The following is a 13,146-nucleotide window of genomic DNA, read 5'->3' as shown; positions in this document are numbered from 1 at the left end:
CCTGTACCCTGAATTCAGGCTGTGCAGTAATCAGCAACTATCAGAGACAGCTCAGTCGCTTCTCCCTTCCCCACCTCTACATTCGATACGAAGCCACTCAAATCATTAGTCCTGCTACGCATTAACGTCCTCATGCGCTTGTCTGCGGTGTGGGGCACACTACATCTGCGCGGTCTGTCGCCCCATGGCGGCTTATCCCACAAGGAGAAAAGCCAGTGAAAGCTGCAATCTACAGCGAACCAGGCACCCCGGATGTTTTTCATTACGGTGAGGTTGCCGATCCTGTTCCAGCCGACGACGAAGTGCTCATCCGCGTCGAGGCTATCAGCATCGAGGGCGGCGACCTGATCAACCGGGCGCTGACGCGCCAGGGTGCCGACGAAGTGGTCGGCTATGCGGCAGCAGGCACGATCCTGCAGGTTGGCAAGGCTGTGACAGGGCTCTCCGTCGGGCAGCGCGTTGCAACTTTCCAATGGAAGGGATCGCATGCCACTCTTCGCGCGGTTACGGCGGCAAATTGCTTCATCGTTCCAGATGGCCTCGATATCGGCGTGGCGTCCGCCATTCCCGTCGGCCCCGGCACGGCGGCCTATGCGCTCAAGCTCGGTGATTTGCAGAGCGGCCAAACCGTCCTCGTCCTCGGTGCCAGCGGCGGCGTCGGTCTTGCCGCCGTCCAGCTTGCCGCCAAGGCCGGCGCACGGGTAATCGGCACCGGCACCAAGGCAGAGAGCCTCGCAAAGCTCAAGGCCTATGGCCTCACGGACGCAATCGTCACCGCTGACCAGCCGGCGAGCGAACAGGTCCGTGCGCTTCTCGGGGGCAACGAGGTCGATCTCATCATCGACAATGTCGGCGGCGACGCACTGGTCGATTCTCTCAAGGTGTTGAAGGACGGCGGCAAGGCTGTGTTGATCGGCGTCTTCGGCGGCCGCAGCACGATGATCGATGCGGGCCAGATCCTGATGCACCGCCACGTCATCATCGGCTGCCTCCTCGGTACGGCAATGACCGATCCCGAGGCACGCAGGCTGATCGAGGAACTGTTCCCGATGGCCAAGGACGGTTCCCTCAATGTCCCGATCGATGCCACGTTCCCCCTCTCCGAGGCAGCGGCAGCGCACCGACGGGCAGAAGAACGCGGCCGCATCGGTCGCGTCATCATGACGGTCTAGGCTTTCGGGCGCATTTTTGTGTCTCGGACTGAAGTCACAGGCGGCGCACCGTCGCCTGTGACACGCAAGCGGCAGCCTCCTGGAGCCGGTCACCTGCTTGACAGCCGCCCTGTGCCGCTGCCACTGATGAGCGGGCTGCGTAACGCAACGCGGCGTGCTCTGGAGCGATGTCCACGGCAAACACATCCCATCAGGACGCGTCATGCCGTTACCCCTACAGATTTCGATCATCAGGCAGAGACAAGGGTCCCGCCTCGCCGGCCACTTTGTCGCCAGACGCTGCCGGAAGGGTTAAAACCTTGGCAGATCGTGTCGCAGTCGAGGCTCCCGACAGTCGCCCAGTGCACGGCATTGCCTTTGGCGAGGCGCTGCTGGTGTGGGCTCGGATCGCCGCCCTGAGCTTCGGGGGCCCGGCCGGGCAGATTGCGCTGATGCACCGAATTATCGTCGAGGAGAAGCGCTGGGTCGGTGAAGCGCGCTTCCTGCATGCCTTGAACTACTGCATGCTGCTGCCTGGCCCGGAAGCCCAGCAGCTGGCGATCTATCTCGGCTGGCTCCTGCACCGCACGGCTGGCGGGCTTGTCGCAGGCACGCTGTTCGTACTTCCCGGTTTCGTGGCAATCCTTGGCCTCAGCTATCTATACGCCGCCTTCGGGGATGCCGGCATGGTGGCAGGACTGTTCTTCGGCCTGAAGGCCGCGGTTCTTGCGGTGGTCGTGCAGGCAGTCCTGCGGATTGGCGGACGGGCGCTCAAGAACCCCGCCATGATCGCCATCGCTGCCACGGCCTTCGTGGCGATCGCAGCATTCCATGTGCCGTTCCCGCTGATCATCGTTACCGCCGGTCTAGCTGGCTATGCCGGATCGCGGGCGGGACTTGGCTGGTTCCGGATCGATAGCGGCCACCGACCGGGCTCCGGGCGGGTTCTGCCGGATGCAGACTCCGCGCTTGGCGAGGACACCCCAGAGCACGCGCGTCCTGACGTCGGCTGGTCCTTGCGAATAGCCATCGTCTTTCTCACCCTGTGGCTCGGACCGGTGATCCTTCTTCATGTCCTCTTGGGCGCGGACAATGTGTTTACCCAGATTGGCGTCTTCTTCAGCAAGATGGCGGTCGTCACCTTCGGTGGCGCCTATGCGGTGCTTGCCTATGTGGCCCAGGAGGCCGTGCAGCACTATGGATGGCTGAAACCTGGGGAAATGCTCGACGGGCTCGGCATGGCCGAAACGACCCCGGGCCCGCTGATCATGGTGACGCAGTTCGTCGGCTTCACGGGCGCCCTGCGCAATCCGGGGAGCCTGAACCCAATGCTCGCGGCAACGCTGGCCGCCATTCTGACGACGTGGGTAACCTTCGTGCCGTGCTTTCTCTGGATCTTCCTCGGTGCGCCGTTCATCGAGCGCATGCGCAGCAATGTCCCTCTTTCCGCCGCCATGTCGGCGATAACAGCTGCCGTGGTCGGTGTCATCCTCAACCTGGCGATCTGGTTTGCCATCCATACGCTTTTCGGAGCGGTCCGTACGGCAGCCATCGGCCCTGTCAGCCTCGAAATCCCGATTTTAGACTCGGCAGCCATTCCCGCCATGGCATTGTCGCTGGCAGCGGCCATCGCGATCTTCCGCTTCAGAGCTTCCGTCGTCGCGACGCTGATAGCCTGCGCCCTCGCCGGCATGGCATGGACCGCCCTAAGGTGAAGCAGCCAGCCTAATATTTCTGTGATTTTACCAGGGATATCAAGGAGATAATTGGTCGGGGCGACAGGATTTGAACCTGCGACCCCTTGACCCCCAGTCAAGTGCGCTACCGGGCTGCGCTACGCCCCGACCTGCCTAAAAGGCTTGGTCTGATTAGTCTTTCGACTTTCTGGACGCAAGCGAAAAAATGCCGGGTGCCGAATGAATTTGTGAGGGGGTTGAGATTCCTGTCTGAAGCCGTATCCCGGCGTTCCCAGAATGCCCGATTTTTTCCCGGAAATGGCCTAACTCGGTTCATCAGCCGTTCAGACCTGCGGTCGCTAAATAAGCCGTCCAATAGGAGGAAGTTTGATGAAGAACATGATTATTGCCTCTGCAATTCTGGTCGGCGGTTTGTTCGCGACAGGCGCGAGCGCAATGCCTGCGGTCTCGATCGCCAAGGCCCCGACCGTCGTCGTGCAGGTGGATTACGTCTGCGGTCCTGGCTTCCACCAGACGCCGTGGGGCGATTGCCGACGCAACGGCTGGCGCCGTCTGCCGCCACCACCACCACCGCGTTTCTATGGTCACCATCGCCCGCCACCGCCATACTGGGGTGACCGCAGATGGCACCACCACCGCCACTACGACGACTACTGAGATCGTCGCATAAAATCCACTCGCGAGGGGGAACGAACGAGGCCAGGCCCGCGTTTCCCGTCGCCAATACAAATCGAGGAAATCCCATGAGAAACCTGATCATAGCTGCTGCAATCGCAGTGACTTCCATCGTGTCATTCGCACCGGCCTCATACGCCGACACCGTCACCACCGTGACGACGCGCGAACGGCCGATGCACCGCGGCTGGCATCACCCCCCACGCCGTCACTGCTACGTCAAGGTGACAAAAGTGCGTCACCATGGCCAGCTGGTAGTCCGCAAGACGCGCGTTTGCCGTTAATTGCCCGGACTGCCCGCGTTCGCGCGGGCAGTCCGTTGAATGACATTGCTATCGGAACTTCGCAGCCACTTGGCTGTTTCTCTGCAACATAGGAGAAGAAGATGGCAAAGAACGACGAAGACCTCCACGCCGGCTTTACCGGCACGCCCATAGAGCCTTCCGACAGCGTCGCCGAAAAGGCAAAGGCTGTCGTTTCTGGCCTGAAGGACGAGGCAAGTGCCGTATCAGCAGCGGCGGCCGAACACCCGCACACAGCGACTGCGCTGCTGGTGACCATCGGTGCCATCGCATTCGGTCTCGGCTACGCGCTCGGACACTCTTCCGGCGTTAACAGCCGCCAGCGCTTCTGGCGCTAAGTAGGCAACAACCAAATTACTGGCAGACGTCGACCCACTGAGCACCGGTGAGATCTACCATTCTCTGCGGCGACAATCTCACTGCCGAGTTTGTCGCCCCGGCCGCCGGAAGAACTTCCGCGTAGGCCTGCAACGATACATCGCAGTAAATGGGCAAGTCCGTTGCGAGACCGAACGGGCAGACGCCACCGACGGGATGTCCCGTCAGTGTTGCCACATCTTCCAAATCCAGCATCCGGGGCTTGGCGCCGAGCGCCTCGCGGCTCTTCTTGTTGTCCAGCCTCGCAGTACCGCTCATGACGACAAGGATGACCTTGTCGCCGACCCTCAGGCAAATCGTCTTGGCGATCTGGCCAGGTTCCACGCCGTGAGCAGCAGCGGCCATGGCAACGGTAGCGGAGCTTTCAACCGTTTCGATAATCGTCAGGTCTGGCGCATTGGCTTCGAAAAAGCGTCTTACAGTTTCCAGTGTCATGGTCCACGGATGCCATAGGCCTCCACGGGGTGCAAGCCCGGCGGCAACGGGAATTCGTCGCCTCCCCTCAGGAACATTCCCCAGGATTCGACGTTAGCGAGGTGGGCTACAGGAGGACTGGTACCATGAGCACTTATATCGACAGCAAGACAATCGAGAACGCTGCCAACAGGCGCGTGTGGAGCGTTCCCGAATTTGCCCGGCGCTACCGGCTGGACAAGACTGAGGAAGACAAGTTGTTGGCGCTTCTAGGGCCCTTCGCGCTCGAACACGAACTGCTGATGAACGCTCAGCGGCGCCCGGTTTTCCGGTAGAGTGAAATCCGCGACAGTTTGCAACGGGCGCCTAAGGCGTCCGTTTTGTTTTCGAGGCGGTATTCCGGCTCAGCATTTCCCTCTACGCGGGGCATAGCTCCGCTACATGACATAGATGTCTGGCGCCGAAAAAGCAGACGGTCCGCTAACGGACCTTGACACCCCGTCGTTTCAAGCCAAATAAGCTGCTGGTAGGGTTGAACAGGGGAACACATATTCGTGACACACCGCAGAATTCTGGTCGTAGAAGACGATGCGCTGATCGCCATGCTTTTGGAAGATATGCTTTCGGAACTCGACTACGCGGTTGCCGGTACGGCAGCGGATTTGGAAGACGCGCTTGAAATGGCGGAGGGTGGCGCGTTCGATGCAGCTATTCTCGACGTGTCTCTGGCAGGCAAGAGCTCGCTGCCGGTTGCACGTCTGCTCGATGAGAAGAACAAGCCCTATATCTTTGCCACCGGCTACGGCGTCCTGCCCGAGGGCATGGAGGGCAGCGGTCGTCAGCTGCTCAACAAGCCCTACCAGCTACACCAGCTGGAAGCCGCCCTTACCAGCCTCAACATCGGCTGAGGCCTCCGGTCAGCGAACCTGATCGAGGAGACGCTTGCATTCCAGCAGATCGTAAAGCGCTTCCTGCAACAGCGCGCGATCTTCCTTGCCCACAGTCGACCCGCCCAGTGAAATCTCCGGAGCGCCCTCTTCGCCGCCTCCGAAATTGAAGAACCGACGGCTGGTCGGAGTCTTGGCGCGGCCGACAATCTGGTCTTCCTCGGCGGTGCTCACGCGTGGTTCGGACGGAGCCGGCTCTTGTACCGCAGCAGCAAGCGCCTCGACGCTGGCAAGGTCGCCACTGCCGACCGCGATAACGAACTTGTTGCCATTCGTCTTCAGAAGCTTTTGGACGCCCTTGATCGTGTAGCCGTGGTCGTAGAGAAGATGGCGGATGCCCTTTAGCAGATCGACGTCTTCCGGCCGGTAATAGCGGCGGCCGCCGCCCCGCTTCATCGGCTTGATCTGCAGGAAGCGGGTTTCCCAGAAGCGAAGAACGTGCTGGGGGAGATCGAGATCGTCAGCGACTTCGCTGATGGTGCGGAAAGCATCCGGGCTTTTGTCCAACGTCACTCTCCCTGCACGACCATTCTCGCCATCTGGTAACGAATCGCTATATTTCAAAGGTTTGCGACACGCATTTCAAGTGCAGTCTGCGGGTGTTACACAGTGAACACCAGCATTATGCAAAAATATGTGTTGGAAAATTGGTCGAAGTTGCCCGCTGCAAGGCGGTTAGCCCGTTCAGGCCACGGGCGCCGCGGGCTTGACCTTGGTCTTGCGGCTCGTATGGGCCTTCAGGATGCGGGTCTTCAGCACGTTGGATGCCTTGAATGTCATCACCCGGCGCGGCGATATCGGCACTTCCTCGCCCGTCTTCGGATTGCGGCCGATGCGCTCGTTCTTGTCGCGCACCTGGAACGTCGCAAACGACGAAAGCTTGACGATTTCGCCCCGCACAATGGCGTTGCAGATCTCGTCGATCACGGTTTCGACCAGTTCCGCGGATTCGGTACGGGACAGGCCGACCTTCCGGAACACCGACTCTGCCAAGTCTGCCCGCGTGACTGTCTTACCGGTCATGGTTCCCCGCCCATCGTGTTCTGGAATTGTGGTCGCCGCGAGAGAGTATTGCCCTTGCGCCGAACGGTCAAGCTCTTGTTCGGAATCGGAATTTGGGTTTGGCAGCTACCAGCGCAGCAACACCGCACCCCAGGTAAACCCGCCGCCCATGGCTTCCAGCATCACCAGATCGCCCTTCTTGATCCGCCCGTCTCCGGCCGCAGTCGCAAGCGCCAGCGGAATGGAGGCCGCCGAAGTATTACCGTGAAGATCGACGGTGATGACGACCTTCTCCGGCGGAATGCCGAGCTTCCTCGCGGAACCGTCGATGATGCGGCGGTTGGCCTGGTGCGGGACCAGCCAGTCGAGATCGTCGGCGGTGGTCCCTGTCGCCTCGAAAGCGGCAACAATGACGTCAGTGATCATGCCGACCGCATATTTGAAGACTTCGCGGCCTTCCATGCGCAGCTTGCCGACGGAGCCCGTCGAGGATGGCCCGCCGTCGACGAAGAGCTTGTCCTTGTGTGACCCATCGGAGCGCAGGCTGGCGGTCAGCACGCCGCGATCGGCAACAGTGCCCTCGCCTTCAGCCTTCTCCAGAATCAGCGCGCCTGCCCCGTCTCCGAACAGCACGCAGGTGGTGCGGTCGTTCCAGTCGAGGATGCGCGAGAAGGTCTCTGCACCGATCACCAGCACACGGTTGGCAAGGCCGCCGCGGATGTAGGCATCGGCAGTGGTGACAGCATAGACGAAACCGCTGCAGACCGCCTGAAGGTCGAACGCGAAGCCGTGGTGCATGCCCAGACGGTTCTGGATATTGACCGCAGTCGCTGGAAAGGTGTTGTCCGGCGTCGAGGTTGCAAGGATGATCAGGTCGATGTCAGCGACCGTCAGGCCGGCATTGTCGAGCGCAGCACGGGCAGCGGCTTCGCCGAGCGATGCGGTGGTCTCGCCATCTCCGGCGATGTATCGCTGGCGGATGCCGGTGCGCTGTACAATCCAGTCATCGGACGTATCGACGACGGTTTCCATTTCGCGATTGGTCATCACGCGCTTCGGAAGCGCTGCCCCGAAGCCGCGGACTACTGAACGGATCATGCTGATTATACCTCGTCGCTCATGACAGCTTCCGGCCCGATGGGCGGCAGACGCATGGCATGATATCTCTTGAGATCGTTTTCTATTTTCTGAGTGAGGCCGTTTTTGGCCATATCGTAGCCGACGTCGATGGCCGCTGCAAAGGCGTCGGCGGTGGCGCCGCCATGGCTCTTGATGACGATGCCGTTGAGGCCTAGGAACACGCCGCCATTGACCTTGCTTGGATCGAGCTTTTCACGCAGCATGTCGAAAGCACCCTTGGCGAAAAGATAGCCGATGCGGGCCATCAGGGTCCGGTTCATCGCCGAGCGCAAATAGCCGGCGATTTGCTTGGCTGTTCCTTCCGCCGTCTTCAGGGCGATGTTGCCGGAAAAGCCCTCGGTCACAACGACGTCGACGGTGCCCTTGCCGATGTCATCGCCTTCGACGAAGCCGAAATATTCCAGCGATTCGAGATTGGCCTCGCGGATCAGGCGGCCGGCATCCTTGACCTCTTCCTGTCCCTTCATCTCCTCGACACCGACGTTCAGCAGCCCGACCGTCGGTCGCTCCACCTCGAACAGCGCCCGCGCCATGGCGCCGCCCATCAGGGCAAAATCCAGTAACTGCTGCGAATCGGCACCGATGGTGGCGCCGACGTCGAGCACGATGCTCTCGCCGCGCAGCGTCGGCCAGATCGCAGCAATGGCGGGCCGTTCGATATTGGCCATGGTGCGCAGGCAGAACTTCGACATCGCCATCAGCGCGCCGGTGTTGCCGGCAGACACGATAACGTCGGCCTCGCCGAGTTTCACCGCTTCGATCGAGCGCCACATGCTCGAGACATTGCGACCGCGACGCAGCGCCTGACTGGGCTTCTCGTCCATGGCGACTGCGACTTCGCAATCGTAGAATACGGACTTTGCCTTGAGCTTGGGAAACTTGTCGATCAGCGGTTGGCAAAGGTCTTTCCGGCCATAGAGCAGGAAGGAGATTTCCGGGTGCCTTTCCAGCGCCTTGGCAGCACCGGGGATGACAACTCCAGGGCCGAAGTCGCCACCCATAAGGTCGAGAGAAATTCTGATCACGCCTGACTGATCCTTTTTTTCCGCCACATTTGGCGAAATTTCGGCCAAAATACCGTTTTTCATTTGCCTTACAACTGAATTGTGCCGAAGGGGCTGCGGAAGCCTATTCCTTCTTCCAGTTCTTTAGAGCAGCAAATGCTGACGGTTTGACGTCATTGTCGGCGGTATCCTCGATATGGTCCTCGAAGTCCAGACCGGGCTTGCGCGGATAGGGTTCGATGCCCATTGCGGCAAATTCCGTGACGATAGAGCCGGCATCGATGACATCGCCGACAAAGGTCTCGGGCAGGTCGTCACCGTCTGGGTTGAGCACCAGTTCGCCGGAGGGCTGAACCGGCACGCGGGCGAGCTTGGATCCCTCGGGAACGAACAGCTGGTCGAACTCCTCGTCGATCTCGGAGGCGACCGGGTCGAGCGAAACGACGCACTCCTGCACGATCCGCGCCTTGACTGTACCCCTCACCCTGACGCCATCGCGCTTCCAGCGGGAGATCTTCAACTCGGCCTTGAGATCGTCGACCGAGACGACATTCCACAGAGCAGCCAGGCCCATACGTTCAGCCTCGTCGGCTTCGAGACGCACCTCGATCGGATTGAGCGAAATATGCCCAACCTTGACGTTGTAGGAAAACGGGTTTTCGGCTGTCGCCGTCTTATTCTTCATCTTTGCCTCCTATGCCGGCACCGGCAGTGACGCCGAGCCTGTGGCAATTTCCGCTTCCGAAATGCCCGACAGATGGTTTTCCGCCGACATCATCCAGTCGGCCAATCCCAGCATGTCAGGCGCATCGTCGCGCGGTTCGGGATATATGTTGCGGCGTAGCGCCTGCGCGAGTGCCTCACGATCGTTGCTGTCCATCGCCGCAGCGTAGGATTCGAGACGACCGTAGAACATGCCGGCCAGTTTCTTCATCCGCTTTGGCACGCCGTTGTCGCCGACGCCGAGTTCCCGGATCGAATAGTCGATATCCTGGAAGAATGCATCGACAATTTCCTGGGCGATCTCCTGGCCGCTGGTCCGAGACGACCGGGTGCGGCGAAAAAACAGGATCATGACGGCCGACAGCATTTCGAAACGGCCCATCACCGTGTCCGGGACGTCCAGTGCGGCATAGAAGCCGGGCTGGCGGGCTGCAGCGGTCAGGGCAGCATATTGCCGCTCGACGATCGTCCGATTGTGATTCTTTTTGGCAAAGAGCCCGAAGATCATCGAATTTCCCAGAATTGGCCCATTCGGCGCGCCGCATGGCGCCGGCCCTTGTTGCATCCGTCAAAAAGCTGGTTTACCGAAGCAGGCGCGAATTGCAATGCCGTTGGTGCCCTTGCGGGAACCGCCCGATCTGTCCGGCCCTGGTGCCACGACAGTCGCTTCAGGGCCATTCGTCCATCACCGGATTTTCCGCATATCGCGGAAACGCCATAATGATGTGCGCAGCAAGTGTTCCGGGCGGTCGGCCGCAGGATTGATAGATAGGGAGATGTCGTTGACGCGACGGGATTTCAAGTCGGACAGAACTTTCATCCGGGGCGCCACTATCGCCCTGCTGATTGCCACCGCAGGGATTGCAGGCTGCCAGACTGGCGACGTCATGAATGGCGGCTACATCTTCGACCAGCAGTCGCTCGATCTGGTGCCGGTCGGCTCCAGCCGCGAGCAGGTGCTGCTGTCGCTGGGCACGCCATCGACGACGGCGACGTTCGACGGCGAGGTGTTCTATTACATCTCCCAGAAGCGTACGCGCCCGGTGGCCTTCATGAAGCCGCACCTGGTCGCCCAGTCGATCCTGGCGATCTACTTCGACAAGGACGGTGTCGTGAAGCAGCGGGCGAACTACTCGCTGAAGGACGGCAAGCCGTTCGACATGATTTCGCGCACGACGCCAACAGGCGGCAAGGACATGACCTTCCTGCAGCAGGTCCTGATGGGCAGCGGCACGGGTGCCAATGGCGCCAAGAACCTGCTGAACACCGTCAACCCGGGCCAATAAGCCCACCAATCAAGACGAAGCCCGCGACGCACTCATGCGCCGCGGGCTTTTTGGTGTATCAGGCTGACCGAGCCAGCACTGCCAGCAGCAGCAGGGCAACGATGTTGGTGATCTTGATCGCCGGATTGACGGCGGGACCGGCCGTATCCTTGTAGGGATCGCCGACGGTATCGCCAGTCACAGAGGCCATGTGTGCCTCCGATCCCTTCATGTGCCGCACGCCATCCTTGTCGACGAAACCATCCTCGAACGACTTCTTGGCATTGTCCCATGCGCCGCCGCCCGACGTCATCGAGATGGCGACGAACAGGCCGTTGATGATGACGCCGAGCAGCGAGGCGCCAAGTGCTGCAAAGGCCGAGGCCTTCGACCCCGATATCAGCAGCACTCCGAAATAGACCACGACTGGCGCCAGCACCGGCAGCAGCGAAGGGACGATCATCTCGCGGATGGCCGCCTTCGTCAGGATATCCACGGCCCGACCGTAATCCGGGCGCTCGGTGCCGAGCATGATGCCGGGCTTTTCGCGAAATTGCCGGCGTACTTCCTCGACGATGGCACCGGCGGCGCGGCCGACCGCTGTCATGGCGATGCCGCCGAACAGGTAGGGAATCATGCCGCCGAAGAGCAGTCCGGCGACAACGTAGGGATTGGCGAGATCGAAGGAAATCGCCCCCATGTTGGCGAAGTAGGGAAACAGGTCGCCATGGGCGGCGAAATATTTCAGGTCGTTGGAATAGGCGGCAAACAGCACGAGGGCGCCGAGGCCGGCAGATCCGATGGCATAGCCCTTGGTGACGGCCTTGGTCGTATTGCCGACCGCATCCAGCGCATCGGTAGATTTGCGGACCTCAGGCGGCAGATGGGCCATTTCGGCAATGCCGCCGGCATTGTCGGTGACCGGACCGAAAGCGTCGAGCGCGACGATCATTCCGGCGAGGCCCAGCATTGCCGTGACGGCGATGCCGGTGCCGAAAAGGCCACCGAGCTGGTAGGTGGCAACGATGCCGCCGATGATGACGATGGCCGGCAGCGCCGTCGATTCGAGCGAAACAGCCAGTCCCTGGATGACGTTGGTTCCGTGACCAGTCACCGACGCCTGGGCGATGGAGACCACCGGGCGCTTGCCTGTCGCGGTGTAGTATTCGGTGATGACGACGATGAGGGCCGTAACAAGCAGACCGACGAGACCGCAGTAGAAGAGGTTGAGGCCGGAGACATCGACGCCGCCGACTGTTCCGATCGAGCCCCAGCCGATGGTGGCCGATGTCGCGATGGCAAGCCCTGCGATCGACAGCAGCCCGGTGGCAACAAGCCCTTTGTAGAGCGCGCCCATGATCGAGCCGTTGGGGCCGAGCTTGACGAAGAAAGTGCCGATGATCGAGGTGATGATGCAGGTGCCGCAGATGGCCAGCGGATAGACCATGGCGACCGGCAGGATGGCGCTGCCTGCAAAGAAGATCGAAGCCAGCACCATGGTGGCGACGACGGAGACGGCATAGGTCTCGAACAGGTCGGCCGCCATGCCGGCACAATCGCCGACGTTGTCGCCGACGTTATCGGCAATGGTGGCCGGGTTGCGTGGGTCGTCTTCCGGAATACCGGCCTCCACCTTGCCGACGAGATCGCCACCGACATCGGCGCCCTTGGTGAAGATACCGCCGCCGAGCCGGGCGAAGATCGAGATCAGCGAGGCGCCGAAGCCGAGTGCCACAAGCGCATCGACGACATCTCGCGAGCCGGGATCGTGACCGAGAATGCCGGTAAGGACACCGTAGTAGACGGAGACGCCGAGCAGAGCGAGACCGGCCACCAGCATGCCGGTGATCGCGCCGGATTTGAAAGCGATATCGAGGCCTGCCGACAAGCTGACAGACGACGCCTGTGCGGTGCGGACATTGGCGCGCACCGAGACGTGCATGCCGATGAAGCCGGCGGCACCGGAGAGTACCGCGCCGATGAGGAAGCCGATAGCCGCCTCGCCCGAGAGCAGCCACCAGGCGGCGAAGAAGACAACGAGGCCGACAATGGCAATGGTTTTATACTGACGCGTCAGATAGGCCTGCGCGCCTTCGCGAATATAGCCGGCAATTTCCTGCATTCGCGCATTGCCCTGGTCGGCAGCCAGCACCGAGCGGGTCGCCCATCCCGCGTAGAGCAGCGACAGCACCCCACATGCAATGACGCCAAAAAGTATAAGCATTCGATCTTCCCTCCCAAAAAGCCGGCGCTTGTCTCCCCCGGCCGCAAAAGGCATCGGTCGCCAACCTCCTCCAAGGATGGCGGCCTTTGCGGAAGGCGAGATTGCGTGCGGGACAACCGCGCGTCAAGACGGGCGGCAGGCAAAAAGCCATGGGTGGCAAAAACAGCAGTCGTTATGCACGGGAGTGCCGAAGATCCTGCAAAGCGAGCCAAATCAGGGCTGAA

General features: G+C 61.0%; 16 protein-coding genes and 1 tRNA gene. 8 read left to right on the top strand and 9 right to left on the bottom strand.

Annotated elements, in window-relative coordinates:
• Positions 1 to 215: 215 nt before the first annotated feature.
• The gene (locus tag PR018_RS04540; protein WP_142829545.1) at positions 216 to 1,172 is read left to right on the top strand and encodes a quinone oxidoreductase family protein; all 957 of its coding nucleotides are present in this window, start codon (positions 216 to 218) and stop codon (positions 1,170 to 1,172) included.
• A gap of 299 nt (positions 1,173 to 1,471) precedes the next feature.
• Complete coding sequence (chrA, locus tag PR018_RS04535; RefSeq protein ID WP_425064153.1) at positions 1,472 to 2,866, top strand: chromate efflux transporter; 1,395 nt, start codon at positions 1,472 to 1,474, stop codon at positions 2,864 to 2,866.
• Between the two features lie 52 nt (positions 2,867 to 2,918).
• Here chrA and PR018_RS04530 read toward each other — a convergent pair.
• Positions 2,919 to 2,995: transfer RNA gene (locus tag PR018_RS04530), tRNA-Pro, on the bottom strand.
• A gap of 222 nt (positions 2,996 to 3,217) precedes the next feature.
• On the opposite strand from PR018_RS04530, the gene PR018_RS04525 reads away from it, so the two are divergent.
• The 3 genes from PR018_RS04525 (at position 3,218) to PR018_RS04515 (ending at position 4,163) form a co-directional block, all read left to right on the top strand.
• Positions 3,218 to 3,505 carry a GCG_CRPN prefix-to-repeats domain-containing protein gene (locus PR018_RS04525; protein WP_142829549.1) on the top strand — a complete coding sequence of 96 codons (288 nt, stop codon included), beginning with the start codon at positions 3,218 to 3,220 and terminating at the stop codon, positions 3,503 to 3,505.
• An 86-nt stretch (positions 3,506 to 3,591) separates the two neighbouring features.
• The gene (locus tag PR018_RS04520) at positions 3,592 to 3,807 is read left to right on the top strand and encodes a hypothetical protein (protein ID WP_142829551.1); all 216 of its coding nucleotides are present in this window, start codon (positions 3,592 to 3,594) and stop codon (positions 3,805 to 3,807) included.
• A gap of 101 nt (positions 3,808 to 3,908) precedes the next feature.
• Complete coding sequence (locus PR018_RS04515; protein WP_142829553.1) at positions 3,909 to 4,163, top strand: hypothetical protein; 255 nt, start codon at positions 3,909 to 3,911, stop codon at positions 4,161 to 4,163.
• A gap of 16 nt (positions 4,164 to 4,179) precedes the next feature.
• Here PR018_RS04515 and PR018_RS04510 read toward each other — a convergent pair whose 3' ends face one another.
• On the bottom strand, positions 4,180 to 4,638 hold the full coding sequence (locus tag PR018_RS04510; RefSeq protein WP_142829555.1) for a YbaK/EbsC family protein: 459 nt from the start codon (positions 4,636 to 4,638) through the stop codon (positions 4,180 to 4,182).
• Positions 4,639 to 4,763: 125 nt separating this feature from the next.
• Here PR018_RS04510 and PR018_RS04505 point away from each other — a divergent pair, with 125 nt between their 5' ends.
• Together PR018_RS04505 and PR018_RS04500 are read left to right on the top strand one after the other, a co-directional pair.
• Positions 4,764 to 4,952, top strand: a complete 189-nt coding sequence (locus PR018_RS04505; protein ID WP_142829557.1) for a hypothetical protein — start codon at positions 4,764 to 4,766, stop codon at positions 4,950 to 4,952.
• A 219-nt stretch (positions 4,953 to 5,171) separates the two neighbouring features.
• The gene (locus PR018_RS04500) at positions 5,172 to 5,525 is read left to right on the top strand and encodes a response regulator (protein WP_374113719.1); all 354 of its coding nucleotides are present in this window, start codon (positions 5,172 to 5,174) and stop codon (positions 5,523 to 5,525) included.
• A 9-nt stretch (positions 5,526 to 5,534) separates the two neighbouring features.
• Here the strand turns inward: PR018_RS04500 and PR018_RS04495 are convergent, their stop codons facing one another.
• The 6 genes from PR018_RS04495 to PR018_RS04470 all read right to left on the bottom strand — a co-directional run bounded on the left by PR018_RS04495 (position 5,535) and on the right by PR018_RS04470 (position 9,998).
• Positions 5,535 to 6,077, bottom strand: coding sequence for a MerR family transcriptional regulator (locus PR018_RS04495; protein WP_142829561.1), 543 nt, complete (start codon positions 6,075 to 6,077; stop codon positions 5,535 to 5,537).
• 171 nt (positions 6,078 to 6,248) lie between these two features.
• Complete coding sequence (locus PR018_RS04490) at positions 6,249 to 6,587, bottom strand: integration host factor subunit alpha (RefSeq protein ID WP_111220525.1); 339 nt, start codon at positions 6,585 to 6,587, stop codon at positions 6,249 to 6,251.
• 105 nt (positions 6,588 to 6,692) lie between these two features.
• Entirely contained in the window at positions 6,693 to 7,664 is a 972-nt protein-coding gene (locus tag PR018_RS04485) for a beta-ketoacyl-ACP synthase III (protein WP_142829563.1), read from the bottom strand.
• Between the two features lie 5 nt (positions 7,665 to 7,669).
• Entirely contained in the window at positions 7,670 to 8,731 is a 1,062-nt protein-coding gene (plsX, locus tag PR018_RS04480; RefSeq protein ID WP_142829565.1) for a phosphate acyltransferase PlsX, read from the bottom strand.
• Positions 8,732 to 8,834: 103 nt separating this feature from the next.
• Positions 8,835 to 9,395, bottom strand: a complete 561-nt coding sequence (locus PR018_RS04475; RefSeq protein ID WP_111220523.1) for a YceD family protein — start codon at positions 9,393 to 9,395, stop codon at positions 8,835 to 8,837.
• Between the two features lie 9 nt (positions 9,396 to 9,404).
• Positions 9,405 to 9,998, bottom strand: coding sequence for a ubiquinol-cytochrome C chaperone family protein (locus tag PR018_RS04470; RefSeq protein ID WP_202617154.1), 594 nt, complete (start codon positions 9,996 to 9,998; stop codon positions 9,405 to 9,407).
• A 211-nt stretch (positions 9,999 to 10,209) separates the two neighbouring features.
• Between PR018_RS04470 and PR018_RS04465 the strand changes: the two genes are divergently transcribed.
• The gene (locus tag PR018_RS04465; RefSeq protein ID WP_142829569.1) at positions 10,210 to 10,719 is read left to right on the top strand and encodes an outer membrane protein assembly factor BamE; all 510 of its coding nucleotides are present in this window, start codon (positions 10,210 to 10,212) and stop codon (positions 10,717 to 10,719) included.
• Between the two features lie 58 nt (positions 10,720 to 10,777).
• On the opposite strand, the gene PR018_RS04460 is transcribed toward PR018_RS04465, so the two are convergent.
• The gene (locus tag PR018_RS04460; RefSeq protein WP_142829570.1) at positions 10,778 to 12,922 is read right to left on the bottom strand and encodes a sodium-translocating pyrophosphatase; all 2,145 of its coding nucleotides are present in this window, start codon (positions 12,920 to 12,922) and stop codon (positions 10,778 to 10,780) included.
• Between the last annotated feature and the right edge of the window lie 224 nt (positions 12,923 to 13,146).

Source organism: Rhizobium rhododendri, from assembly GCF_007000325.2.
Lineage (GTDB): Bacteria > Pseudomonadota > Alphaproteobacteria > Rhizobiales > Rhizobiaceae > Rhizobium > Rhizobium rhododendri.
The sequence above is the reverse complement of the archived record's forward strand: the minus strand, read 5'-3'. Positions and strand labels throughout refer to the sequence as shown.

What these genes read in the sequence shown, in the direction of transcription:
- PR018_RS04525 (WP_142829549.1), top strand. Translation starts at nt 3,218, where the DNA reads ATGAAGAACATGATTATTGCCTCTGCAATTCTGGTCGGCGGTTTGTTC.
- PR018_RS04505 (WP_142829557.1), top strand. Translation starts at nt 4,764, where the DNA reads ATGAGCACTTATATCGACAGCAAGACAATCGAGAACGCTGCCAACAGG.
- PR018_RS04510 (WP_142829555.1), bottom strand. Translation starts at nt 4,638, where the DNA reads ATGACACTGGAAACTGTAAGACGCTTTTTCGAAGCCAATGCGCCAGAC.
- PR018_RS04520 (WP_142829551.1), top strand. Translation starts at nt 3,592, where the DNA reads ATGAGAAACCTGATCATAGCTGCTGCAATCGCAGTGACTTCCATCGTG.
- PR018_RS04460 (WP_142829570.1), bottom strand. Translation starts at nt 12,922, where the DNA reads ATGCTTATACTTTTTGGCGTCATTGCATGTGGGGTGCTGTCGCTGCTC.
- PR018_RS04515 (WP_142829553.1), top strand. Translation starts at nt 3,909, where the DNA reads ATGGCAAAGAACGACGAAGACCTCCACGCCGGCTTTACCGGCACGCCC.
- PR018_RS04475 (WP_111220523.1), bottom strand. Translation starts at nt 9,395, where the DNA reads ATGAAGAATAAGACGGCGACAGCCGAAAACCCGTTTTCCTACAACGTC.
- PR018_RS04465 (WP_142829569.1), top strand. Translation starts at nt 10,210, where the DNA reads ATGTCGTTGACGCGACGGGATTTCAAGTCGGACAGAACTTTCATCCGG.
- PR018_RS04470 (WP_202617154.1), bottom strand. Translation starts at nt 9,998, where the DNA reads ATGCAACAAGGGCCGGCGCCATGCGGCGCGCCGAATGGGCCAATTCTG.
- PR018_RS04490 (WP_111220525.1), bottom strand. Translation starts at nt 6,587, where the DNA reads ATGACCGGTAAGACAGTCACGCGGGCAGACTTGGCAGAGTCGGTGTTC.
- PR018_RS04485 (WP_142829563.1), bottom strand. Translation starts at nt 7,664, where the DNA reads ATGATCCGTTCAGTAGTCCGCGGCTTCGGGGCAGCGCTTCCGAAGCGC.